At 58.1% G+C, this 23,429-nt stretch carries 19 protein-coding genes and 2 pseudogenes; 18 read left to right on the top strand and 3 right to left on the bottom strand.

From position 1 onward, the window contains the following. The first annotated feature begins 12 nt into the window (after positions 1 to 12). From KHA73_RS19390 to KHA73_RS19325, 14 genes are all read left to right on the top strand, one after another. Entirely contained in the window at positions 13 to 2,136 is a 2,124-nt protein-coding gene (locus KHA73_RS19390) for a peptidase domain-containing ABC transporter (protein ID WP_234586075.1), read from the top strand. After that, on the top strand, positions 2,120 to 3,301 hold the full coding sequence (locus tag KHA73_RS19385) for an efflux RND transporter periplasmic adaptor subunit (protein WP_234586073.1): 1,182 nt from the start codon (positions 2,120 to 2,122) through the stop codon (positions 3,299 to 3,301). Before KHA73_RS19390 ends, KHA73_RS19385 begins: the two co-directional genes overlap by 17 nt. Continuing rightward, positions 3,291 to 5,246, top strand: a complete 1,956-nt coding sequence (locus KHA73_RS19380) for an ABC transporter permease (RefSeq protein WP_234586071.1) — start codon at positions 3,291 to 3,293, stop codon at positions 5,244 to 5,246. The genes KHA73_RS19385 and KHA73_RS19380 overlap by 11 nt, the downstream gene beginning before the upstream one ends. Beyond that, on the top strand, positions 5,243 to 6,625 hold the full coding sequence (locus KHA73_RS19375; RefSeq protein ID WP_234586070.1) for an efflux transporter outer membrane subunit: 1,383 nt from the start codon (positions 5,243 to 5,245) through the stop codon (positions 6,623 to 6,625). Before KHA73_RS19380 ends, KHA73_RS19375 begins: the two co-directional genes overlap by 4 nt. Continuing rightward, positions 6,618 to 7,898, top strand: coding sequence for a beta-ketoacyl-[acyl-carrier-protein] synthase family protein (locus KHA73_RS19370; RefSeq protein ID WP_234586069.1), 1,281 nt, complete (start codon positions 6,618 to 6,620; stop codon positions 7,896 to 7,898). The genes KHA73_RS19375 and KHA73_RS19370 overlap by 8 nt, the downstream gene beginning before the upstream one ends. Continuing rightward, positions 7,898 to 8,140 carry an acyl carrier protein gene (locus tag KHA73_RS19365; protein ID WP_234586068.1) on the top strand — a complete coding sequence of 81 codons (243 nt, stop codon included), beginning with the start codon at positions 7,898 to 7,900 and terminating at the stop codon, positions 8,138 to 8,140. Before KHA73_RS19370 ends, KHA73_RS19365 begins: the two co-directional genes overlap by 1 nt. 454 nt (positions 8,141 to 8,594) lie before the next feature. Further along, a complete protein-coding gene (locus KHA73_RS19360; RefSeq protein WP_234586067.1) occupies positions 8,595 to 9,143 on the top strand; it encodes a tyrosine-type DNA invertase in 549 nt (182 codons plus the stop codon). A gap of 482 nt (positions 9,144 to 9,625) precedes the next feature. Beyond that, a complete protein-coding gene (locus KHA73_RS19355) occupies positions 9,626 to 10,144 on the top strand; it encodes a fimbrial protein (RefSeq protein ID WP_234586066.1) in 519 nt (172 codons plus the stop codon). A gap of 93 nt (positions 10,145 to 10,237) precedes the next feature. Then, positions 10,238 to 10,915 (top strand): fimbrial biogenesis chaperone, encoded by a 678-nt coding sequence (locus KHA73_RS19350; RefSeq protein ID WP_234586065.1) that lies wholly within the window; start codon positions 10,238 to 10,240, stop codon positions 10,913 to 10,915. 102 nt (positions 10,916 to 11,017) lie between these two features. Continuing rightward, on the top strand, positions 11,018 to 13,567 hold the full coding sequence (locus tag KHA73_RS19345; protein WP_314725585.1) for a fimbria/pilus outer membrane usher protein: 2,550 nt from the start codon (positions 11,018 to 11,020) through the stop codon (positions 13,565 to 13,567). A 10-nt stretch (positions 13,568 to 13,577) separates the two neighbouring features. Continuing rightward, complete coding sequence (locus KHA73_RS19340) at positions 13,578 to 14,630, top strand: fimbrial protein (protein WP_234586063.1); 1,053 nt, start codon at positions 13,578 to 13,580, stop codon at positions 14,628 to 14,630. Positions 14,631 to 14,689: 59 nt separating this feature from the next. After that, positions 14,690 to 15,217 (top strand): fimbrial protein, encoded by a 528-nt coding sequence (locus KHA73_RS19335; protein ID WP_234586062.1) that lies wholly within the window; start codon positions 14,690 to 14,692, stop codon positions 15,215 to 15,217. Between the two features lie 23 nt (positions 15,218 to 15,240). Next, positions 15,241 to 15,945: a response regulator transcription factor gene (locus tag KHA73_RS19330; protein ID WP_234586061.1), complete on the top strand. Its 705-nt coding sequence runs from the start codon at positions 15,241 to 15,243 to the stop codon at positions 15,943 to 15,945. After that, entirely contained in the window at positions 15,881 to 16,693 is an 813-nt protein-coding gene (locus KHA73_RS19325; RefSeq protein WP_234586060.1) for a helix-turn-helix transcriptional regulator, read from the top strand. Before KHA73_RS19330 ends, KHA73_RS19325 begins: the two co-directional genes overlap by 65 nt. Positions 16,694 to 16,769: 76 nt before the next feature. Here KHA73_RS19325 and KHA73_RS19320 read toward each other — a convergent pair whose 3' ends face one another. Further along, positions 16,770 to 17,321 (bottom strand): tyrosine-type DNA invertase, encoded by a 552-nt coding sequence (locus KHA73_RS19320; protein WP_234586059.1) that lies wholly within the window; start codon positions 17,319 to 17,321, stop codon positions 16,770 to 16,772. Positions 17,322 to 17,708: 387 nt separating this feature from the next. Here KHA73_RS19320 and KHA73_RS19315 point away from each other — a divergent pair, with 387 nt between their 5' ends. The 3 genes and pseudogenes from KHA73_RS19315 to KHA73_RS19305 all read left to right on the top strand — a co-directional run bounded on the left by KHA73_RS19315 (position 17,709) and on the right by KHA73_RS19305 (position 20,044). Further along, entirely contained in the window at positions 17,709 to 19,361 is a 1,653-nt protein-coding gene (locus tag KHA73_RS19315) for a multidrug ABC transporter permease/ATP-binding protein (RefSeq protein ID WP_234586057.1), read from the top strand. 403 nt (positions 19,362 to 19,764) lie between these two features. Further along, positions 19,765 to 19,863, top strand: a pseudogene (locus KHA73_RS19310) (YmiA family putative membrane protein); the annotation flags it as partial. 10 nt (positions 19,864 to 19,873) lie between these two features. Beyond that, entirely contained in the window at positions 19,874 to 20,044 is a 171-nt protein-coding gene (locus KHA73_RS19305) for a hypothetical protein (protein ID WP_234586056.1), read from the top strand. Here the strand turns inward: KHA73_RS19305 and KHA73_RS19300 are convergent. Then, positions 20,034 to 21,254 (bottom strand): CynX/NimT family MFS transporter, encoded by a 1,221-nt coding sequence (locus KHA73_RS19300; protein ID WP_380739493.1) that lies wholly within the window; start codon positions 21,252 to 21,254, stop codon positions 20,034 to 20,036. The two genes, KHA73_RS19305 and KHA73_RS19300, sit on opposite strands and share 11 nt — an antisense overlap. A gap of 135 nt (positions 21,255 to 21,389) precedes the next feature. Between KHA73_RS19300 and KHA73_RS19295 the strand changes: the two are divergent. Next, positions 21,390 to 21,488 (top strand): annotated as a pseudogene (locus KHA73_RS19295) (transcriptional repressor AgaR); the annotation flags it as partial. A 49-nt stretch (positions 21,489 to 21,537) separates the two neighbouring features. Here KHA73_RS19295 and KHA73_RS19290 read toward each other — a convergent pair. Then, a complete protein-coding gene (locus KHA73_RS19290) occupies positions 21,538 to 23,271 on the bottom strand; it encodes an ABC transporter ATP-binding protein/permease (protein WP_234586054.1) in 1,734 nt (577 codons plus the stop codon). Positions 23,272 to 23,429 lie beyond the last annotated feature (158 nt).

The following is a 23,429-nucleotide window of genomic DNA, read 5'->3' as shown; positions in this document are numbered from 1 at the left end:
CAAAAGTAAAACATGGAGCACATTATTCCTACGCCGGTTTTTCAGGGCGAAACCAACGAGTGCGGATTGGCCTGCATCGCCATGCTGGCGGAAACCCAGGGGATCGACGCCCCTTTGGCGGCGTTGCGCGATCGTTTTCCGGCCTCGCAGCACGGCACTTCGCTGGCGACGCTGTGCGCCATACTGGCTGAGCTGGCGCTGCCGGCCTATCCGGTCGCCTTTGAGCATCAGGATCTGGCGGCGCTGCCCTTGCCGGCGATTTTGCACTATGGCGCCGGCCACTACGTTCTGCTGGCTTATCGCAAAGGGGGCTACGTCTGCGTCATGAACCCGGCGCTCGGCCAGCAGCTGTTGCCCATCGGTGCATTAAAGGCGGAAATCAGCGGTTATGCCCTGGTATTGGATCGCGAGAGCGCGCCGGCATCCGCGGCGGCAGGGAGGAGAGAACGCCGCCGCGGATCCGCCTGCCTGAGCCTGCAAGACACCGCCGCCCTCAGCGGCATTTATCGCCTGGCGGCCATGACCTTCGTTATCTCGCTGACGTTATTCATCATGCCGGTGATGGTGGGCAGCGCAATTAATCAGGTGTTTTCGACGGCGGGCGAGGTGGGGTTCCCTTACTTCTATTACCTGCTGGCATTTGTGGTCTCGACCGCTCTGGCGCTGGGCGCCCGCGTGGTTACCGAACGTTTTATCAAGAGTTTCGTGCTGCTGCACAGCGCCGCCGGCTTTTCTCGCCTGCTCGATAATTCGCTGAATTTCTTCAATAAGCGCGCGCCGGGAGAGATTTTCAGCCGTTTCACCAGCTGGCAAATGGCGGCGGGACAAAAGATCGAGCTGGATAACAGCCTGCGCACCGACTGGATTATCGGCGCGATAGCGCTGGCGGCGATGTGTTTTCTGAGCCCGATGTTGGCGCTGGTGCCGGTGATCGGCATGTTGCTGATGGGCGCGGTCAGCGTATGGGCCATCTACCGGGATCGCTATTACACCCAACAGCTGCAGGTGAAAGGCGCCGCGCAAAACGATTTTATCCTGGAAACCATTCAGGGATTCGCCACCATCAAATCAGCCGGGCTTAGCGGCCAGCGCCAACAGGGGTTCGCCGCCCATGCGCTCTCGCTGTTCAGTTGCCTGCAGCGGCAAAAGGTCTATGAGCAGGTAAAGGGCAGCGTCTACCAACTGATCGCCAGCCTGGAAATGGTGTTTTTCATGCTGCTGGCGCTGCCGCTGTTGAGGAGCGGTGAGCTGAGCCTGGGGGCGTTCTTCGCCTACAGCTTTATCCGCGAAATTTTCACCTCTTACACCAGTAAGATCTTTTTTTCCGTCCTGCACAAAAACCAGCTGCACGTGATTGATGAACGCGCGCGGGATCTGTTTCCCGCCGCCTCGCCCGGCTCTCGGGTGAGCGGCCACCGGGCGACGGCGTTCAATACCCGGCTGTGCTACCGCGCAGTGGGCTTCGCCTACGATGCCGGCCAGCCGGTGTTGCGCGATTTGTCGCTGACCCTGGCGCGCGGGCAGTGCGTGGCGATTACCGGCGGATCCGGCGCCGGTAAGAGCACCCTGCTGAAGGTGATTGCCTGCCTGTTGCCGCCTCAGCAGGGCACCTTGACGCTGGACGGCGAGCCGATCGACGGCGGCGCGGCTCAGGCGCTGTTTTTCCTGCAAAGCCAGGAGGACATTTTGTTTAACGCCTCGGTGCTGCAGAACATTACGCTGTTTGCCCCGCCGGCGCCGGAACAGCAGGCGCGGGTAGAAAAGGTGCTGCAGAGCCTCGGCCTGGCCGAGGCGGTGGCCAGGCTGCCGGGCGGGGTGAATGCCCTGGTGCGTGAAAGCCACGCCGGCCTGTCATTGGGGCAGAGGCAGCGCCTGCTGCTGGCGCGCGCCATGTACAGCGGCTGCCCGGTGATGGTGCTGGATGAACCGACGGCAAATCTGGATGAGGACACCGCGGGCCAGGTGGTGGCGACGCTGCTGGCACACTGTCGGGAGCAGCGCAAAACGCTGATTACCGTGACGCATAATCAACGTCTGCTGCCGCTGTTTGACCGGGTTCTGCACCTGGCGGAAGGCCGGCTCGAGGCCGCCGGTTTTCCCCGTGAAGCGGTAAGAAGCCATGCGGCGGTTGAGTGACATGGCGCGGAGAAAAAAGTGGGTTCTCTGGGGGCTGCCGTTGCTCATCCTGTTGTCGATCGCCGCAGGTCTGGCATGGCTGAACCCGCCGGTGGCGGCGGTTCCTGCTGACGCGGTGCGGATCGGCCGCGGCGACATCGAGAAAAACGTGCTGGCCACCGGCATTCTGAAGCCGGCTCTGCAGGTCAACGTTGGTGCGCAGGTGAATGGGCAACTGAAAAAACTGTATGTCAAACAGGGGGATCGGGTTAAACAGGGGCAGCTGCTGGCGGAAATCGACCCGACCTTGCAGAACAACGAGCTGCGTAAATCCCAGGCTGAGTTGCAGAGCGCGCAGGCGCAGAAGCTGATGAGCCAGGCATTGTTGGCGCAGTATCAGCTGGAGCTGGCGCGCCAGACGGCGATGCGGCGGGACGGCGCCGGCGTGCAGAGCGATCTGGAAAAGGCCCGGGCGCAGCGCGATGCGCAGCTGGCTCAGCTGCAGGTGAACCAGGCGCAGATCGTGCAGGCGGAAATGGCGCTGGAAACCGCCAGAGCCAACCTGGCCTACACCCGCATAGTCGCGCCAATCGACGGAGAGGTGTTGGGCATCGTCACCCAGGAAGGGCAGACCATCGTTTCTTCGCAGACTGCGCCGACCATCCTGGTGCTGGCCAACGTGGATACCATGATGGTGCATACCCGGATATCGGAAACCGACATTCTCAAAGTGCGGGCCGGGCAACCGCTGTGGTTTTATGCCGCCGCCGATCCCAGGCGCCGCTATGACGGCGTGATGGGTGCTATTCAGCAAGCGCCGTCCGAGGCGCTGGAGGCCGATCCGCTCAACCGCAACCTGAGCCAACAGTCGGCGGCGGTGTATTACAACGGCGTTTTCGCCGTGGCTAACGGCGAACGCCGGTTACGCACCTCGATGACGGCGCAGGTGTTCATCATCACCGATCGGGCGGCGGGCGTGGTGCGGGTGCCGATGGCCGCGCTCGGCGCGCCGCAGGGCGAAAATCACTATCAGGTGCAGGTGCGCCAGGGGGATCAGCGGCTAGCGCGCCGGGTGCGCATCGGCATCAGCGATCGCCGTTATGCCGAGGTGCTGGCGGGGCTGGAGGAAGGTGAATGGGTCGTGCTGGAACAGCGGGACGAGGCGGAGGAAGATCATGACCGTTAATGTTGCGCCGGTGATTAGCCTGGAAAATGTGTCTCGCGATTTCGATGCCGGTGAGCAACAGGTGCGGATCTTGAAGCGGATCTCGCTGCGCATTCAGCCGGGCGAGATGGTGGCGATCGTCGGCGCGTCCGGATCCGGCAAATCGACGTTAATGAACATCATCGGCTGCCTGGATAAACCCTCTCAGGGCGAGGTGCGCATCAATGAGGTGGCCGTCCGGCAGGCGGACGGCGATCGGTTGGCGCAGTTGCGCAGCCGCCACATCGGTTTTATTTTTCAGCGCTATCACCTGATGCCGTACCTGACGGCCAGTGAAAATGTGGCGATCCCGGCGCTGTATACCGCCATGCCGGCCGCCGAGCGGCGGCTGCGCGCGCAGAGCCTGTTGGCGAGCCTGGGGTTGTCTCAGCGCGGCGGGCATCGCCCGGCCCAGCTTTCCGGCGGGCAGCAGCAGCGGGTCAGCATCGCCCGCGCGCTGATGAACGGCGCGGAGATCATTCTGGCGGATGAACCAACCGGCGCATTGGACAGCAGCAGCGGCCAGGAGCTGATGGGCATTCTGCATGGGCTGCACGCCGCCGGACATACTATCGTCATCGTCACGCACGATGCGCGGATTGCCGAGCAGGCGCAGCGGATCCTGGAGATCGACGACGGGCAGATCGTGGCCGATCGGCGTAATAATGCCCGCCCGCCATCGGTTAGCGGCCATCCGTTGAGCCTATCCGCTCCGCTGCAGCGGGCGGGCCTCTGGCCGGCGCTGCGGGAGGCGGTCCGCATGGCCTGGCGCGCGCTGCTTGGGCACCGGGTCCGGGCGCTATTGTCGATGCTGGGCATTATCATCGGCATTGCGGCGGTGGTTTCTTCGATTGCGATCGGGGAGGGGACGCGGCGAAATATCCTTAATGAAATCAGCCAGCTCGGCACCAGTACGCTGGAGATCCGCCCGGGGTTGGGGTGGGAAAAACCCCGTCCGGATTTTGAACGCTCGCTGAACCAGCAGGATGTTGCGCTGCTGGCGACGCTGCCCTACGTCGATAGCGTTTCGCCGGTGGCCAACGCCCAGGTGTTGGCGGTGCGGGACGGCAAACAGCTGCCGCTGCTGGTCATGGGCGTCGGCGACGGCTATTTCCGCACCCAGGGCATTCGCCTGATCGCCGGCAGCGCGTTTACCCGCCAGGATTTATATCAACGTGAGCCGGTGGTGATTATCGATACGCAACTCCGCCAGGCGCTGTTTCCTTCCCGGCAAGAACCGATCGGGGAAATCCTTCCGCTGGCGGGGGTGCCTTATCGGGTCATCGGCGTGGCGGCGCGCAGGGGGGCCAGCTATGCCGGCGCTCAGCCGCTGGCCTGGCTGCCCTACACCTCCCTGACCGGCCGTATCGCCGGTGATACGCCGCTGGAATCGATCGTGATGCGGGTGAAAGAAGGGCAGCCGCTGGCCGGCGCCCGGCGGGAAGTGGAGCAGCGCCTGATGCTGGAGCACGGCAGGCGCGACTTCTTCACGCTGACCGACGACCAGATGATGCAAACCCTGCAGAAAGCCTCGGACTCCATGAGTTGGCTGATCACCGCCATCGCCGGCATTTCGCTGCTGGTGGGGGGGGTGGGCGTGATGAACATCATGCTGGTGTCGGTGACCGAACGCACCCATGAGATAGGCATTCGGCTGGCGGTGGGGGCCAGAGAACGGGACATTATGCGTCAGTTCTTGATTGAGGCGGTGGTCATCTGCAGCCTGGGCGGCGCCATCGGGATTGCCAGCTCCGCGCTGCTCGGGCTGGCGTTGGCCTGGTTGGCGCCGCAGGTCAGCATGGTGTTTACCTGGCCGCCGCTGCTGCTGTCCTGCGGTTTTTCGGCGCTGATCGGCCTGGGGTTCGGCTTCTTCCCGGCGCGCACTGCTGCGCGGCTGCAGCCGGTGGAGGCGTTGGCGCGCGAATGAACAAATTCGTTGTCTCGTTTTTGGTGTTGCTGCTCGGCGGATGCGCCGCTGGCGGTGAGCCTCAGCGCCAGCTATCGCTGCCGCAACAATGGCGCGTTGCAGAGCAGGATCGGGTAGCGCCGCTGAGCGGCGGCGCCTGGTGGGATAATTTTAACGATCCGCAGCTGTCGGCGCTGATCGGCCGCATGCTGGCAGGCAACCAGGATCTGGCGTTGGCTGGGCTGCAGTGGCGGCAGGCCCTGCTGGAGGCCGGGTTGGTGAACGGCAACCTGACTCCGGATATGGCCGCCAGCCTGAGCGGCAGCAACAGCGGGGCGTTGCGCGGCGGAGGGGGCGCGCAGGCGGCCTATCGGGCGAGCCTTGCCCTGAGCTACGAGCTGGATCTGTGGGGCAAGCTGGCGCGCGCCCGCGAACAGGCCGCATGGCTGGCCGACGCCAGCGAACTGGACCGGCAAAATACGGCGCTGGTGCTGATTGGCACCACTGCACGCTTATATTGGCAGATAGCCAACCTGAACCAGCAGTATCGCCGCCAACAGGCGGCAGTCAAGATAGCGCGGGATACGCTGCAGTTGGTGAAGGTGCGCCATACCGCCGGTGACGTCGGCAAATTTGAACTGCTGCAGGCCGGGCAAAGCCTGCTGGAACGGGAAAACCAGCAACAGGAGTTGCAGCAGCAGCGTGAAAGCGCGCGCAATTCGCTGGCGTTGTTGTTTGGGCAGTCGCCGTTTACGCGCCGCGAGGAGCGCCAGGCGCTGCCCATAGAAAGCGTTGCCATCATTCAGCGCCAACCGGTTGCGGTTATCGCTCAGCGGCCCGATGTTCAGGCGGCGGAGCGTCGGTTGCGGGCCGCTCTGGCGGGAGCCGAGGTGGCCCGGCTGAACTTTTACCCGACGTTAAGTCTGAATGCCACACTGGAGGCCGGCGGCCAGGCGTTTCGCCAATGGTTCGGCGACCCAGCGCGCGCGCTGGGGGGGACCCTGGCGCTGCCGTTTATCGAGTGGCGCAAGATGCGCCTGTCCAGCGAGAAGGCCCTGCTGCAGGCGCAGCAGGCGGAAATTCAGTTTCGCGATGCGGTCTACCGCGCTCTGGCGGACGTGGACAACGCCATGGAGCAGCGACTGGATGCGCAGCGGCAAATCGGCAATCAGCGGCGGCATCTGGCGATGAGCCGGCAAGGCGTTATTTTGGCGCAGAGCCAGTATCGGGCCGGCGCGGTGTCATTGCAGACGTTGCTGGATGCCCAGACTGCGTTGCTGTCCAGTGAGAATGCGTTGTCGGAACTGCAGTACCGCTACCTGAACGCCACCATGCAACTGTGGTTGGCGCTGGGAGGGGCTGTATCACAGGAACAAAGGGAAGGAATGAAGCATGGATAAGGGAATGGTGCCGCGACGGGTGGTGGTGACCGGCTATGGTGCGGTCACGGCGCTGGGCATGAATGCGCAACAAAACTGGCAGGCTATCATGGCGCACCGCTTAGCCTATCGCTATCAGGATAAATCGGCCGCGGGAATACGCTCGCGCTTTTTTGCGCTGATGGATGAGGAGCCGCCGATTGCCGGGCTTGCCCGCACAACCCTGCGCCGCTTGCCGCGCTTTGCCCGGCTGGCTTTGGCGGCGGCGACGGAGGCGGTCGATATGGCCTTTGCTTCCGCCTCGGCTGGGCCGGCCCATTTTTACCCTTCGCTGGAGTGCGGCGCCATTATCGGCAGCGGATGGGGCGGCCAGGATGAGATCATGGCAAATAATGCGGATTATTTGCATTCGGGGTTGGGCCGGCTGTTCGGGGCTTTTCATTCGATGCCCAATATTGCGACGGCGATCTGCAGCCAGCGTTGGTTGCTCCGCGGGTATCAGAGCTCGCCCGCCGGCGCCTGCGCGACCGGAAGCATCGCCATTGGCGAGGCGTTTGAGGTTATCCGCAGTGGCCGCGCGAGCATGATGTTGGCCGGCGCCGCTGAATCGCTGAGCGGCAACTGCGCCATTTGGAATATGGATGTCCTGCGCGTACTGAGCCATGAGCAGTTGGACATTACCAAAGCCAGCTGCCCGTTCAGCCGGAATCGCAACGGTTTTGTGCTGGCGGAAGGGGCGGCGGTGCTGTGTCTGGAGGAGCGAAACGCCGCCGTGGCGCGCGGCGCAGCGATATTGGGGGAGATAAAAGGCTACGGTAATTATTCGGATGCCTTCGATCTGACCGCGCCGGCGGACGACAAACAGGCCAAGGTGAAAACGCTGCGCCAGGCTTTGGCGCAGGCGGGGTTAGGCAGCCATGAAATCGATTATATCAATGCGCATGGCACTTCGACGCAGCTTAGCGATCTGAACGAAACCGAAACGATAAAATTGGCGCTGGGGGCGGATGCCTATCGCACCCCGCTTTCCAGCACCAAATCTTATACCGGCCACCTGATAGCGGCCTCCGGCAGTTTTGAATCGATCATTTGCCTGCAGGCTTTGCAGCAGCAGGTGATGCCGGGCACCTGCCATCTGCACGAGGCCGATCCCGCCTGTGATTTGGACTATATCAGCGAAGGGCACCGCCGCGGGCGCCTGAGGAACGTGATGAATGTCAGTTTTGGTTTTGGCGGGGCCAATGCGGCGCTGGTGTTCGGTAAAGGCGAAATGCATAACAATCTGGAGTCATGATGAAAAAGTACCACGTTTTGTATGAGGCCGTTTGCGCCATGCTGTCCGAGGCGAGGGAAGTGGAGCCGGCGTCGCTGTCGGCGGATATGCCTCTGCGGCAGCTGGGTCTGGACAGCCTGGATTATGTGGAGCTGATGCTGTTGGCGCAGCGGAGCTTCGGTATTTCACTCAAGGCTGAAATGTTTATTGAGCAGCCTGATTTGACGTTGGGGGAGCTGTGCCATTATATGGCCGCGCAATAACAGCCTGGCTGGCTCTTGCAGCGTTATTTCGGAGCCGGCCTTGTATTTCCTTGCCAGGTATCCGCACAGATAAATATAACGTTCAATTATTATCATCGCACTGAATATGGTCGAATGCCGATTCGGCATAATTAGGAATATTCTTTATTTGGTGGGCCAAATAGCCCATTACCGCATTCCCTCAATAGGCGGTTTCGTTAACCGAGTGAGCGCATTATCGGCTGAAAACATTAATGTTACTCAGCGACCTCGTTCTGCCGCAAATCCACTTTTCGCTGAAACAGGGATGCGTTTGCCCGTCTAATACCGTGCTGTTCAGCCAGATCAAATCCGCTATACTCCGCGCAGGATGCAGGAACCTATCCGTAAACCGGGGTGCGCTCCGGCTATCCATTGTGGTGATGTAAAAGGAAAATGACAGCCACATTTTTCTGATTAAAGTAATAGAGGTACCATGTCCAATCGTAAACACCTGACGCCTTCCGAAGTCGAAAGGTTGCTTGAGGTTACGCTGCAGGGGAAGAATCCGGAACGCGATTATTGTCTGATATATATGTGTTTTATTCATGGCTGTCGCGCCAGCGAAATCGGCGGATGGCGCCTTTCTGATATCGATCTGGAAGGGAGCAATATCTACGTTCATCGGCTGAAGAATGGCTTCTCAACCGTGCACCCTTTATACCTGCGTGAACGTCAGTGCCTGCGGCGCTGGTTGGAAAAACGCAGGCTGCATCGCGGTGCCGACGAGGAGTGGCTGTTTCTCTCCAATCGGGGAGGGCGTTTGTCTCGGCAGCGAATTTATTGCCTGATTCGTCATTACAGTAAAGCGGCTAAATTGGAGGTTAACGCCCACCCGCATATGCTGCGCCATGGCTGCGGATTCGCGCTGGCTGACCGTGGGATAGATACCCGTTTGATTCAGGATTACCTGGGGCACAAGAATATCCAGAACACGGTTATTTATACCGCCAGTAACGCGCAGCGCTTCAAGGAAATTTGGTAAACAAGATTTAAGTTAATATATTCAAGGAGTCACTTTGAACTAAACTGCAACATACTGTAAGGAGGCATAAAACCAATGTCAATATTCCTGTCAGCGCTTTCTTAGTTATTCGTGATTTTCGTTTAAAAACAACGATTTATTATTGACATGGGTTTGTTGTCGTTGATCGCTCCCTAAGTAAAATCCTGCCCTCTTCCGCTCCCCGATAAATCCATTGTTCGTTTTTGTGAATTTTCCAGCCTAAATTTGTAATTCCATGCCATTTATTTGGAATTTAATTCTGGATTCCTCTTGTTTTTTAGTTCTAAAAACCAAAGGAGTCACTTTAGTTCAAAATGAATCGTTTGGGAGAATAGGCCTAATGCAATCAATCATCCGGCTGAAAACATCTCTCGAGCGTTGAACTAAATAAAAGGAATGACATTAAGGTTATGTCGGAAATAAACCAATGCATATTTTGCATAATTTCAAAGGAAAGTAGGATGAAAAAGAATTTGCTGGCTGTAGCTGTATTGACTGCGTCTGCATTCACCACCTCTGCATTTGCCGCCGATGGCGCGCTGAATATTACGGGTTCCATTACCGATCAGTCCTGCACCGTCGATCCTGACTCCCAAAACAAGCAGGTTGCCCTGGGTAAAATTGCTAAAGATGCCTTTACCGCCTCTAAAACAGCCGGCGCCAAGGCATTCAACCTGGTGTTGAAAAACTGCCCGGCAACCGTGACCGGCGCCACCGTACGCTTTGACGGCACCCAGATCCAGGGCCAGTCCGGCCTGCTGGCATTGACCCAGGATGCAGGCAAAGAAGCAAAAGGTGTTGGCATACAGCTGCTGGACGATGCGAGCAACGTGCTTAACATCGGCAACGACTCCCGCGTATATAGCCTGGCGGAAAATAAAGACAACGTGCTGGGCTTTGTGGCGCGTTACTACGCCTACGACACCGTATCTGTCGGTAGCGCCAACTCCACGGCTAACTTCACCATCGTTTACCAGTAATACCGCGCTGCCGCGGCAGCTCGAGCGTTAGAACAATGAGCCAGAGAGGCTGTTCTCTGGCTCTTTATTCATCGGTAATGAGGTAGGAAGAGAATGAAAGCTGGTTATTTCACGCTGGCCGCGGCGCTGCTGGCAATATCTTTGGCATCGGCTCAGGCGGGGGTGGTGGTAGGCGGAACCCGCCTGATTTATGACGGGGCTAAAAAAGAGTCTGCGCTGAATATCAATAATCCGGATGCGGTACCTTATTTGATCCAATCCTGGGTCGATGCCCAAGAAGGGGATAGCGCCAAGGCACCCTTTATCATTACTCCGCCGCTATTTCGACTGGATGGCGGCCAAAATAATCTGCTGCGCGTAGTGCGGGCGGGTGGCAATTTGCCTGCGGACAGAGAATCGCTGTATTGGCTGAATGTGAAGGCCATCCCCTCGGTGGAAAAGAAAGACAATACGCTGCAAATCGCCATCAAGACCCGCATCAAGCTGATTTATCGCCCGCAGGGGCTCTCTGGCAACCTGGAGGAAGCGGTCGGCAAGTTGGCCTGGCGGCGCAGTGGCAATAGCCTGCAGGTCACCAACCCCTCTCCTTATTACCTCACCTTTTTTAATTTGAAGCTGAACGGTAGCGCCATTTCCGGCAGCACCATGGTGGCGCCGCAGTCTACCGCCAATTTCCCGTTGCCGGCGGCCGGCGGAGCCGGAGGGACCCTGAGTTGGCAAATCATTAACGACTACGGCGGTACCGGCCAGACCTTTACCGGCTCGTTATAAGAGATTGCCCACAATTTTTTGCTCTGAATGAATACGGAGCAAGGATACGGCCTGCCTGAAATTTTGCGCTGGCCGAACCAATCGGGACAGGGAGTTAAAAGGATGAATAACCCGAATTGTATTGTTCTGCGAACCAGGTCTTTTTTGGCATACCTGATATCTTGCCAGGCGGTCTTACTGCTTAATCCGCTCAACGTAGCCCACGCGCGGGATTACTTTAACCCGGCGCTGCTGGAAATTGACAACCCGGCGTTGCGTGGCGCGGATCTCTCGGTGTTTGAAGACAATGACAGCCAGGCGCCGGGAAGCTATCGGGTAGATCTTTATCTCAATGGTCAGCAGGTCGATAGCCTGGATGTCGAGTTCAGGCTTCAGCAGGATGCGGCCGGCAAGAAATCGCTGCAGCCCTGTTTTAGCGCCGAGAAACTGGCTGCGCTGGGCGTCAGGGTCGGCGCATTTCCGGCACTTGGCAACGGTGACAGCTGCGTCAATTTATCGCAGGCGATCCCTCAGGCATCGGCAACCTTCCTGTTCAGCCAGCTGCGGCTTAACCTCAGCATTCCGCAGGCTGCCTTGAATCTGAATGCGCGCGACTACGTTTCCCCAGACAAATGGGATTCTGGCGTGCCGGCGTTGTTGGTCAACTATAACTTCAGCGGCGCCAATAGCCAGGTGCGTGAGAACCAGGGGCAGGATAGCAATAACTACTATCTGAACCTGCGTTCGGGCGTTAACTGGGGCGCCTGGCGTTTGCGCAACTATTCCGTGTGGAACCAGTACAGCGGCGGGGCCTCTTCCTGGCGTTCGATCAATACCTATCTGCAGCGCGACGTGGTTGCGTTGCAAAGCCGCCTGACCCTGGGCGACAGCACGACATCCAGCGACGTATTCGACAGCGTGCAGTTTCGCGGCGGGCAGCTGGCGTCGGAAGACGAACTGTTGCCGGACAGCCTGAAAGGCTATTCCCCGGTGGTGCGCGGCATTGCGCGCACCAATGCGCAAATAGTCATACGCCAGAACGGTTATGTCATTTATCAGAGCTATGTCCCGCCCGGGGCGTTTGAGATTACCGATCTTTACCCCACCGGCGGCAGCGGCGACCTGAACGTGAGCGTTCGCGAGGCCGACGGCCAGGAGCAAAATTTTGTGGTGCCTTATGCCGTGGTGCCGGTCTTGCAGCGTGAAGGACGTTTTAAATACAGCCTGACCAGCGGGAAATACCGCTCTTATGGCGGCGGGGTGGATGAGCGCCCCTTTAGCCAGCTCACCGGGATCTACGGGTTACCCTGGGGAGCGACGCTCTACGGCGGCGTGCAGGCGGCCAGCAAGTATCAATCCCTGGCGTTGGGCTGGGGGCAAAACCTGGGGGCCATGGGCGCCTTGTCTGCCGATGTCACCCAGGCCTGGACCAAGACGCAAACCCAGCCTAAGGAACAGGGGCAGTCTTGGCGGCTGCGCTATGGCAAAAACTTCATTGAAACCGGCACCAACTTCAGCCTGGCCAGCTATCGCTACTCAACGCGGGGGTTCTACACCCTGCAAGAGGCGCTGGAAAGCTATGGCGGCAACCGCGCCATCTACAACGATCACAAGAAAAGCCGCGCCGAATTGACGTTAAGCCAAAACCTGGGAGCCGAAGGCGGCTCGCTGTCGCTCAGCCTGTTTAATGAGGACTATTGGAACGATAACCGCCGTTCCCAGTCTGCCAGCGTCAGTTACAACAACAGTTGGCAAAGTGTCAGCTACGGGCTGAACTACACCTTCAGCCAAAATGGCTACGACAGCAATGGCAACAGAGTCGCCGTTCGCGATCACATCGTGGCGTTCAACGTCAGCGTGCCCTTGGGCAGCCTGTTGCCGGGCGGCTACGCCACCTATGGCATGAATGCCAGCCGCAATGGCGCCACCAGCAATAACCTTGGCCTCAGCGGAACCGCACTGGAAGGCAATAACCTGAACTACAGCATTAGCCAGGGCTATACCGGAAGGGGCGTTGGCGCTAATGGCAATATTCAGGCCGACTATAAAGGTTCTCTCGCCGAGTTGAACTTGGGCTATGGCTACGATCGCCACCGCCAGCAGGTGAACTACGGCATTCAGGGGGGCGTTCTGGTTCATCAAAACGGCATCACGCTGTCGCAGCCGCTGGGCGATACGGTCGCGCTGGTACAGGCGCCGGGAGCGGCGGGGGTCAACGTGTTGAACCAGACCGGCGTGAGCACCGATTGGCGCGGCTATGCGGTCGTGCCTTACCTGACGCCCTATCGCCGCAATATCGTCGGGTTGGACGGCGATTCCTTTGCCGAAGATGTCGACATGACGATGAGCAGCCAGACGGTGATACCGACGCGCGGCGCGGTGGTACGCGCCAACTTCAATCCTAACGTCGGCCTGCGGGTATTAATGACGCTCTTGACGCGCGGCGGCAGCCCCGTGCCTTTCGGCGCAACGGTCAGCGCTGTTGGCGGAGCGTCCGAGAGCGCGGGCATTGTCGGCGACGGCGGGCAGGTGTACCTGGCCGGGATGGCCGAAAGCGGTCAACTGCAGGTGAAGTGGGGCAACGGCGCCGATCGGCAATGCCAGGTCAACTATCGACTGGCTAATCAGTCTGAAAGCGGCGGCATTCGGCTCGTCAACGAGCAGTGTTTATAAGGTGCGTGTGATGACAACAGGAAAAAAAATTCAGCATGCCGCGTTCGTCGGCGCTTTGCTGCTAACCGCCGCGTTGAGCGCGCAACAGGCGCAGGCCGCTTTTGGTCAGTGCAGGCCGACATCAGGCACCCATGGGTTCGCGTTCCGTTTTTCTCCCACGCTGACCAATCCGGCGCAGAACGTGACGGGCCTGGTGATAGAGAACGCCGGCGGCAATAACTGGAACCTGAGCGACACCTATGACGTGCGGTGCGAATGTTCCAACCGCACGGCTTCTTACGTCACCGCTAAATCGCTGTTACCGCAAGAGGTGCGCAAAGACGGCCGTTTAACCTATTACGCGTTGAATGAATATTTGGGGGTGGCCAGCGAGGTTTTCATCGCCGGCGACCGCAACCAGTTCATCCCTGCACCGTTTAGCAACGAATCGAATTGGAAGACCGAAATGCAGCCGAATGAAAGCTGCGCCAGCGCCCCTTATAGCAGCGGTGCCAGAGGGAAAATTCATCTGTATTTTCGCCGGCCGTTCGTTGGGGTGACCACTATTCCCAACACCCGGCTGGTGGAGACCTACATATCTGTCTCCAGCGGGGTGAACAGTACGATCCCGGTATCTGTGGTCTCGATGAGCGGAACGGTGACGGTGCCGCAAAGCTGCGAGATTAGCCCGCAAACGGTGGTGGTGGATTTCAACGACATTATGAAACCCGATTTTCAAACCAAGGGGGCGATGCCGCGTGGCTTCACGCCGCGTCAAAAAGAGCTGATTTTAGCCTGTCGCAACATTTCCGCCGGGGTCAAAGTCAGCCTGTCGTTCCGCGGCGAGGCGGACGCCAATATGCCTACGGCGCTGAAGACCAGCAATAGCAGCATTGGCGTGATGATTAACGACTTGTCCGGCAACCCCATCGCGCCGCAAAGCGGCAGGTTGCCGGTCGATTTCCAATACCCTACCCAAATCGGCCGAACGGGGATCAGCCTTTACCCTGTCAATACTACCGGCCAGGCGCCGACGGTGGGCACGTTCAATGCCACGGCGACCATTCAGGCGGAAATTGAATAAATGGATTTTTAAACGTTGCGGCCGTTTCGTCCGCAGCCCTCAAGAGTAAGGAGCGCGTTATGGTGAATAAAGTGAGCGGTATTGGCAGCAGGCTGGCGCTGGTTGGCATTTTTTTGCTGGCGATCCCAACCATGGTGGCGGCGGCAAAAATAGAGATTAAGGGCAATATTAAAGCGGCGCCTTGTGAGGTAGACGGGGCAAACAGCACGGTTAAGGTCAATTTGGGTGACAACATCTCCGCTTCTACGTTGGCCACTTCCGGTTCCGCCAGCGACTGGATTGATTTTCCACTAACCCTGAAAAATTGCCCGGCCACGACGACCGCCGCCATCGCCACCTTCAGCGGCACGACCGCCGATGAAAGCGCCACTCTTTATAAGAGCATCGGCAGCTCTCGCCGGGTACAGATTGAGCTGCAGAATAACAAAGGCGTTAACCTGGGCAACGGCAAAAGCATGACGCAACCCGTTAACCATGTGTCCAACGAAGCCAAATTCGATTTGCGGGCAAGGGCATACAGCACGAATGGCGGCTCAACGCCCGGTACGATCGAAGGCGTTTTGCAGGTCACTTTCGTCTATGAATAGCAATACAGAGTCGAGGTGAGGATATGAACATAGGTTATTCACGCGAAGCGGCGCTGGTGGAGGACGCTCTCTATGATCAACACACCGGAAGCGTCGCGATTATGGAACCCTGCCCGATCACCGCATTGGGGATCGGGAACCGACTGGTTGAATCCTGCGGCTATCGGCAGAACAGAATTTTTCCGGTTGCGAGCCTGGCGGAACTGAGCCGCGCCCTGGCGCGCCATCAGCCGCGCCTGCTGATTATGGAGCTTTGCGGTAAATCCGAATCCGTATTGGATGGTTTGCGATTGATCTCCGAAGTGCAGGAAAACTTGCCGAATACCGCGATCGTGGTTTGCACGGCGATGGATGAGCCCCGGGTGCTGCGGCAACTCATCGCCTCCGGTATTCGCGGATTAATGCTCAAGCAAGAGCCGGCTATCGCCCTGGCGCACTGTGTGCAGCAGGTGTTGGCGGGGAAATGCAGTTTTAGCCATCGCATCCGGCAGCGCCAACTGCACCAAAACGCCGCTGGGCGGCCGCTGACCCTCAGGGAGCTGGACGTGTTGAGCCAGTTATTTTCCGGCAAAAGCGTCAGCGGTGTGGCCGTGACGATGTGCCGCGACATTCGCACCGTCAGCACGCATAAGCGTAACGCCATGTTAAAGCTTGGGTTTCACAATGATGGTGAGCTGTATCTTCAAGGAAAATGGATGGCTGCAAATGGCCCGTCCTTTGTCCGCTAAAGGTGTTTCACCGCGCCTGGCAGCGGCAAAAAAGATAATACAGGAGCTGAATATGTATTCTTCATTTCATCAACCGCTACGTATTGCGTTAATGGACAGCTGCCCCTTAACGCTTGATGGATTGGCCAGTTTTATCGGATCCCTGTCCACTTCGGGCAAGATAGCCGTACAGGAAACCAGCATGAGGAGGGCGGCGGATGGCGTGGTGTATCAGCAAGCCGACGTGCTTATCGCCGAATTGTACGGTATCGATGAAACGCCTGCGCAGGGGCGGGAGATTTTGCTCAACTTGTGTATTCAACAACCGGCGCTCAGAGCCGTGGTTTACACCCGTAGCCAAAATACCGAAGAGCTGGGGGCATTATTGAGCCAGCACAATATCAGTATTGTTGCACGTGATGACGCACTGCCGCTGGTGGCGGAGTTCTTCAGCCGCGTATTGAACGGCGAGCGGGTGTTGAGCCCACAGATTGGCGCCTGTCTGGCGCGCTCTGCCTGCGGTGAATCCACCGCCATGCGTGAGCTGACTCGTTGCGAAAGCGATGTTCTGGCCTCCTTGTTTAGTGGGATGAGCCTGCGCCAGATTGCCGAATTGCAGCGCCGCAGCGTTAAAACCATCAGCGCGCACAAATGCAGCGCGATGCGTAAGCTGCAGGTGACAAATGACAGCGAGCTGTTTTCTTTGCATGGCAAAATTACCCGGCAGTTTTCCAGCGGGTGGCATGAATCTTCCCCGCGCCAGGAATAGCGTTTTATTTTGACGCGCAGAAAGACGCATAATGTATCACCATAAATATTTAGCCGATGTATATTAACGCGTCGGGCTAAATATTTATGCTGCGAAAACGTTCTACGTTAGTCGCAGTATATATGACGGTGTTCTGGATATTTTTATGTCCCAGGTAGTCTTGAATCAAACGCGTATCAACCCCGTGATCGGCCAGAGCATAACCACAAGAGTGACGCAACATGTGGGGATGAACCTGCACGCTAATACCAGCCTTCTCTCCGTACATTCTCATCAATCGGTACAGCTGTTGCCGCGATATTTTCCCGCCGTGGCGAGATAAAAATAACCACTGGCTGTCCGCCTCAAGATAACCGGAACGCTGGGCAAGCCACTTCAACAGAGCGTGACGCTCCCTGGGTTGTATAGGGTGTTGAACGGAAAAGCCATTTTTCAATCGAGATATATGTATCCGGTTGGTGGCCAGATCAATATCTTGCAGGCGTAATGAGCGCAGTTCGCTGACGCGTAAACCATGAATAAAACACATCAACAACAGGCAGCGATCCCGGATGCTGTTTTTACCCTCATGGACTGCTGAGATGAGTTGTTCAATTTCAACCTGGCTGAGGAATTTCCTTTTCTTCATTTTAATTACCTGGACATTGAATGCTGGATAATCTTGCGTGTGGTTTTTTATTAAAGCATTGAATGATAATAGACGACAAAGAAAATAAAATCTTATGAATTTAATTAAGAGGATATTTGTATAATTGTGGTTTTTACATGTATATGGTGAATGTTTTTATATTTAATGGTGTCAGGCGTCGCTGTTTATTGTTCGGAATGTTCTTTGGTTGCCGTTATTTAATGTGGTTTTTCTCGCAAAAACAGGCTTCGCGGATATGCCTGAGCTGAGCGCCTCGCTTGCCGCCACCGTGCCCGGCCAGCCCCAGTGAGGAAGGGCGAATTATTATTGATATCATTCTGCCGCCGCTTACAATGCCTGCCATCTCAAAATTTCAAAGGGTTTTCCATGGAGCTGCTACGGGTGGTTTCCCGCCAGTATCGCTGGCCGTTTTTGGCGGTGATGGCATTGACGATGGCCAGCGCCGCACTGGGCATTGGCATTATTGCCTTTATCAACCTGAGGTTGATGGCGGCAGCCGGCAATCCGCTCACCGTGTTGCCGGAGTTTCTGGGGCTGCTGGCGCTATTGATGGCGGTGACTCTGGGCTCACAGCTGGCGCTGACGGCGCTTGGCCACCACTTTGTTTTTCGGCTGCGCGGGCAACTGGTAAAACAAATTATGGATACCGATATCCAACGCGTTGAGCAACTGGGCAGCGCATCGCTGTTGGCGAGCCTTTCCAGCGATATTCGCAATATCACCATCGCCTTTGTGCGCCTGCCGGAGCTGGTTCAGGGGGTAATACTGACTCTGGGATCGGCGATTTATCTGGGATGGTTGTCTCCCAAAATGCTGGCGGTGACGGCCGTTTGGGTGGCGATAACGATTTTTGGCAGCGGGTACCTGGTGGCGCGGGTTTATCGTCATTTGACCCGCGTGCGTGAGGCTGAAGAGCGACTTTACCAACATTATGAGTCGGTTATCGATGGGCGCAAAGAGCTGGCGCTCAACCGCCGGCGAGCGCAAAAGTTGTATCAACGGTCTTATTTGCCCGATGCCGAAGGCTACCGCTACCATATTATTCGCGCCGACACTTTTCACCTCAGCGCAGTAAACTGGTCAAATATCATGATGTTGGGTGCTATCGGCCTGGTGTTCTATATGGCTAACAGCCTCGGATGGGCGGACACGGCGGTGGCCGCTACTTATTCACTGACGCTGTTGTTCCTGCGTACGCCGCTGCTGCAGGCTGTCGGGGCGTTCCCAACCTTGGTCAGCGCCGAGGTGGCGTTCAATAAGGTGAAAGCGTTGCGGCTTGCCGATTACCAACCGGCGTTTCCCGTGGCGGTCGCCAGGCCTTGGCAAACGCTGGAGCTGCGCGATGTCATTTTCCGCTATGGCGCAACCGAGCAGCACCCGGGGTTCTCCGTTGGGCCGGTTAACCTGACGTTGCGCCGGGGGGAGTTGGTGTTCCTGATTGGCGGCAACGGCAGTGGGAAGTCGACGCTGGCGATGCTGTTGACTGGCCTGTATCAGCCGGCCAGTGGGCAGATCCTGCTGGACGGCGTTGCGCAGGAGCCGGCGGATATGCACGGCTATCGCCGCCTGTTTTCCGCAATTTTTACCGATTTTCATCAGTTCCACCATCTGCTGGGCGCGGAAGGCGATGCGCCGGATCCTGAGCTGGTCGCCCTTTGGCTGGAGCGGCTTAAAATGGCAAACAAGCTGGAGTTTGATGGCGATCGGGTGACCAATCCGCAACTTTCACAGGGGCAGCGTAAGCGCCTGGCGCTGCTGCTGGCGGTGGCGGAACAGCGTGATATCTTGTTGTTGGATGAATGGGCTGCCGATCAGGATCCGCAATTTCGTCGCATTTTCTACCGTGAGTTATTGCCACAGCTGCGGCAATTGGGCAAAACGGTGCTGGCTATCAGCCACGACGATCACTATTTTGAACACGCCGATCGGCTACTGGAGATGCGCGCCGGCCGCCTGAGCGAGCTGACCGGCAGCGAGCGTGAACGGGCCAGCCGGGATTCCATTAGACAAATTGATTGACCTCCCTTCCTTCGGGCTGAGTAAGCAGCCCGAACCCACCAAGCGCACGCTGTGTCGTCATATCCTCAATAACCAAAATATAAACCCAATCCATCGGCGTTAATGCAGTTTAATTGACTATAAATTTACCTTATAAATGGTCAATTAATTGAACATTGTTTTATTTACCAGTGGTTTAATTTTGATCTTTCGCCTTGTGACACACTGCGCGCACTCCCATCAATACAATCAAAACTATTGCCAGTGACATTATTTTTATCATGTCTTTCCTTCCCGATATCCATAACAGAGCGGTTGGCGGCAGGTTTTGTCTACGACGATGGGGTAACGTCCTATTGATAGCCTCAGTGTATCAATAATTATTTCAATCTATTAGCGGTGACGAAGGGCAACCGAAGAGCAGGCAAACATCAAGCGCAAGGCATGGCTGTACGTCTTTATCGGTTGCGGCCTGTTCTGGTTTATCGTTGCCGCCGTCATCTATTGGGTATGGGTTGGGTAGGAGATCTTTTATGAATAAAAAACAGACAAAACCAGGTGAGGAAGCGTGGCACCGCACTCAACCCCACATACCGCCCACCTGGCGCTTGAGTGGCGTGCAGCGGCGCTTTATCGCCGATCTCTGGCAAGAGGAAGCCACCCCGCTACCAGGGCAGCCTGAAGATCCCGGGATTAACGAATAACGCGGTTGCGCCCGGCGAGGGCGCCGAACAGCATTTGCAGCAGCGTCAGGCACAGGAGTACGATCAGCGGCAAACGCCAACCCTGGGTAAGGTCGTGCAGCAGGCCGAACAACGTCGGGCCCAGAGCCGCCAGCAGGTAACCTACCGACTGCGCCATGCCCGAAAGCTGAGTGGCCTGATGGTGATGTTGGCTGCGCAGGCCAAATAACGACAGCGCGAGCACCAGCGAGCTGCCTGCGCCCAGGCCGGCAAAAATCAGCCAGATCAGCGAATTGTCCGGCAGCAGCAATAATCCCCCGACCCCGATAAAAATCAGCAGCGAGCTGCACAGCGCGATAGCGCGTTGGTCGCGCGCGCGCGGCAGAATAAACACCATCACAAAGTTGGCGACGATAGCCACCACCTGATAAATAAACAGCTCAAAACCCGCCTGCTGCGGTGAGGTGCCATGGCTGGCGGCAAAGGCGCTGAACCAGCCGATAATGGTGTAGAAGGCGATCGATTGCAGCCCCATAAACATCGCCACCTGCCAACCCAGGGCGCTGCCCCAGGGGGAGCGTAATTGCGCCTGTTGGGGGGCGTGAGCGGCGCTGGTGGCGGGGGGCGCCGGCTGGCGCAGCTGCGGCAACCAAACCAGCAGCGCCAACAAGGCGGGCAGGCTCCAGCACAGCAGTGAAAAACGCCAGCCAAGATCGTTCAGCGTCGCCAGCGGCACCGCCAGGCCGGAGGCGGTGGCGGCCACCAGCGACATCACGGCGGCATAGGCGGCGATCATGGCGGCCGCCCGGTGCGGGTAGTCCCGTTTCACCAGGGTGGGCAATACCACGTTGGCGAAGGCGATGGCCGCACCGATGAGCGCGGTGCCCAGCCACAGCATGAGGTTTTGCGGCAGAGAGCGCAGCATGATGCCGATCGCCAGCAGCGCCAGCGCGAGGCCGAGCGTGCGTTCGATGCCCAGGCGTTTTGCCAGCCCCGGGGTCAGCGGCGAGAGCACCGCAAACAGGATCAGCGGCAGTGAATTGAGCAGGCCGGCGGCGGTTGCGGACAGCGTCAGCTGCTGCTGAATCTGTTCCAGCAGCGGGCCAACGCTGGTCAGCGCGGCCCGCAGGTTGGCGGCCACCAACATAATGCCGGCGATCAACAGCAAAGGGTGGCGTAAACGGCTGCGTTTTGGCGCCGCGGGAATAGGGGGAAAAGTGGATTGGGGCATGAGTTCCTCGCACCAGGGCATGCAGTCAATCAGTGCTGCATGGCGTGATGCGTTGATTGACGTTAACGCTTACGTAGCGGCAAAGATACCGATATCTGCGCGCAAGTGTAGGGAAGAAGCCCTTGACTGGCAAGAGGCGCCATGCTCAATCAGCAATTCGCCTTCGACCGCCCGTTGCAGGATAAGGGGCGCTTGAACCGCGACGTGAAGTCGCCGATCGCCAGAGCGGCGGCCGGATCTGAGAAGGCGGCGAGGGCAGCAATGTGCGGCCCCCGCCGCATGATTATGCCAGAGAGGGCAGCGGGCTTAACGCCAGGCGTGCCGGCTGATCCTCGCTGCGGCTGAAACGCCAGCAGGTGCGGTGATACTTCGCCACGCTGTTGCGGTGCGCCACGCTGATCAGCGTGACCTGCGGCAGTTCATCAACCAGCAGGCAGTACATCAACTGCTCGGTGTCATCGTCCAGCGCGCTGGTGGCTTCGTCGAGGAACAGGATATCCGGCCGGGTCAGCAGCGCGCGGGCAAACGCCAACCGCTGTTGTTCACCCGGAGACAGGCGGTGGCTCCAGTTGGCGCTGGTGTCCAGCCAGGGCTGCAAATGCTTCAGGCGACAGTTTTCCAGCACTTTCAGCAGCTGTTCATCGCGGTATTCCGCCGCCAGGTGCGGATAGCTCAGCGCCTCGCGCAGCGTGCCGATCGGAATATAGCTGCGTTGCGGCAGGAACATCGCGGTCGCGCCGTCGTCCAGCCCGATGGCCCCGGAGCCGTAGGGCCAGATGCCGGCAATCGCGCGCAGCAGCGTCGATTTGCCGCAGCCCGACGGGCCGACGATCAGCAGGCGATCGCCGCGCTGCAGCTGCATGCTGGCGGCGGCCAGCAAGGGTTGACCGTCGGGCAACTGCAGGCTGAGGTTATCCAGCGTCAACGGCCGCGCGCTGTCCGGCTGCAGCTGAATGCCGCGCGGCTGATGGTGCACCTGATCGACGGCGGCGTTGAACCCCGCTAAACGGTTCACGCAGGCTTTCCAGGTCGCCAAATCGTTGAAGGCGTCGATAAACCACGACAGGGCGCCCTGCACCTGGCCAAAGGCCGAGGAAATTTGCATCAGGCCGCCCATCTGGATAGCGCCGGAAAAGTAGCGCGGCGCCGCCACCAGCATCGGGAAGACGATGGCGAACTGGCTGTAGAAGTTGCTCGCGATGTTCAGTCGCCGGGTGATGCGCATGATTGACCACCAGTTGGCGCGAATGGCCTCAAAGCGGCCGCCCAGCTGCTGCGCTTCGCGCGGTTCGCCGTGGTACAGCGCGATGGCGTCGTTATTTTCTCGGATGCGGATCAGGCCGAAACGGAAGTTCGCCTCATAGCGCTCCTGATTGAACCCCAGCATGACCAGAGGTTTGCCGACCCACCAGATCAGCAGCGAGCCGAGCACGGCATACAGCAGAGCGAACCACAGCATATAACCGGGTAAAGTCACGCTGTGTTGGCCGATGGCGAAGGTCATGGGCCCGCTGACGTGCCATAAGATGTCGACGAAGGAAAACAGCGTTACCAGGCTGGACAGCAGGCCGAGCGACAACGACAGCGTATACTGCGTCAGCACGTTGAGATCTTCGGCGATACGCTGATCGGGGTTATCGACGATCTGCTGCTGCTCGGTATGGTAATAGGCCTGATGCGCCAGCCATTTGCCCATAAATTTTTCCGTCATCCAGCGCCGCCAGTGCATCTGCAGCCCTTGTGTCAGGTAGACCTTGTAGACCGCCAGCACGATGAAAATCAACGCCAGATAGGTAAAACGCCACAGCTGCGCTTTGAATACCGGGTAATTTTTGTTCTGCAGCGCGTCGTAGAACACCTGATTCCACTGGTTGATCAGCACGCTGATGTATACCAGGCCGAGCGACAGAACGATGATGGCAATCAGCATCGTCCAGGCGCGCCATTTTTCTTCCGAGACCCAGAAGGGCTTGATCAATTGCCAGACGGCGTGTTTTTGCACAGGGGTTGCGTTCATAGGGTTCCAGGTCAGCGCTGCATTTTCTTCAGCATGGGCCGGGGACAAGTAACAAACAAACCCTGACTGTAAGCAGTTTTGACCCGGCTAACCGTTTGAAATATTGCGGCTGAATTCTGAGGGGTGAAGCCGGGGAGCATGGCGGTTATACTGGCGCC

Origin of the sequence: Serratia entomophila (genome assembly GCF_021462285.1) — a bacterium.
Classification (GTDB): domain Bacteria; phylum Pseudomonadota; class Gammaproteobacteria; order Enterobacterales; family Enterobacteriaceae; genus Serratia; species Serratia entomophila.
The sequence above is the reverse complement of the archived record's forward strand: the minus strand, read 5'-3'. Positions and strand labels throughout refer to the sequence as shown.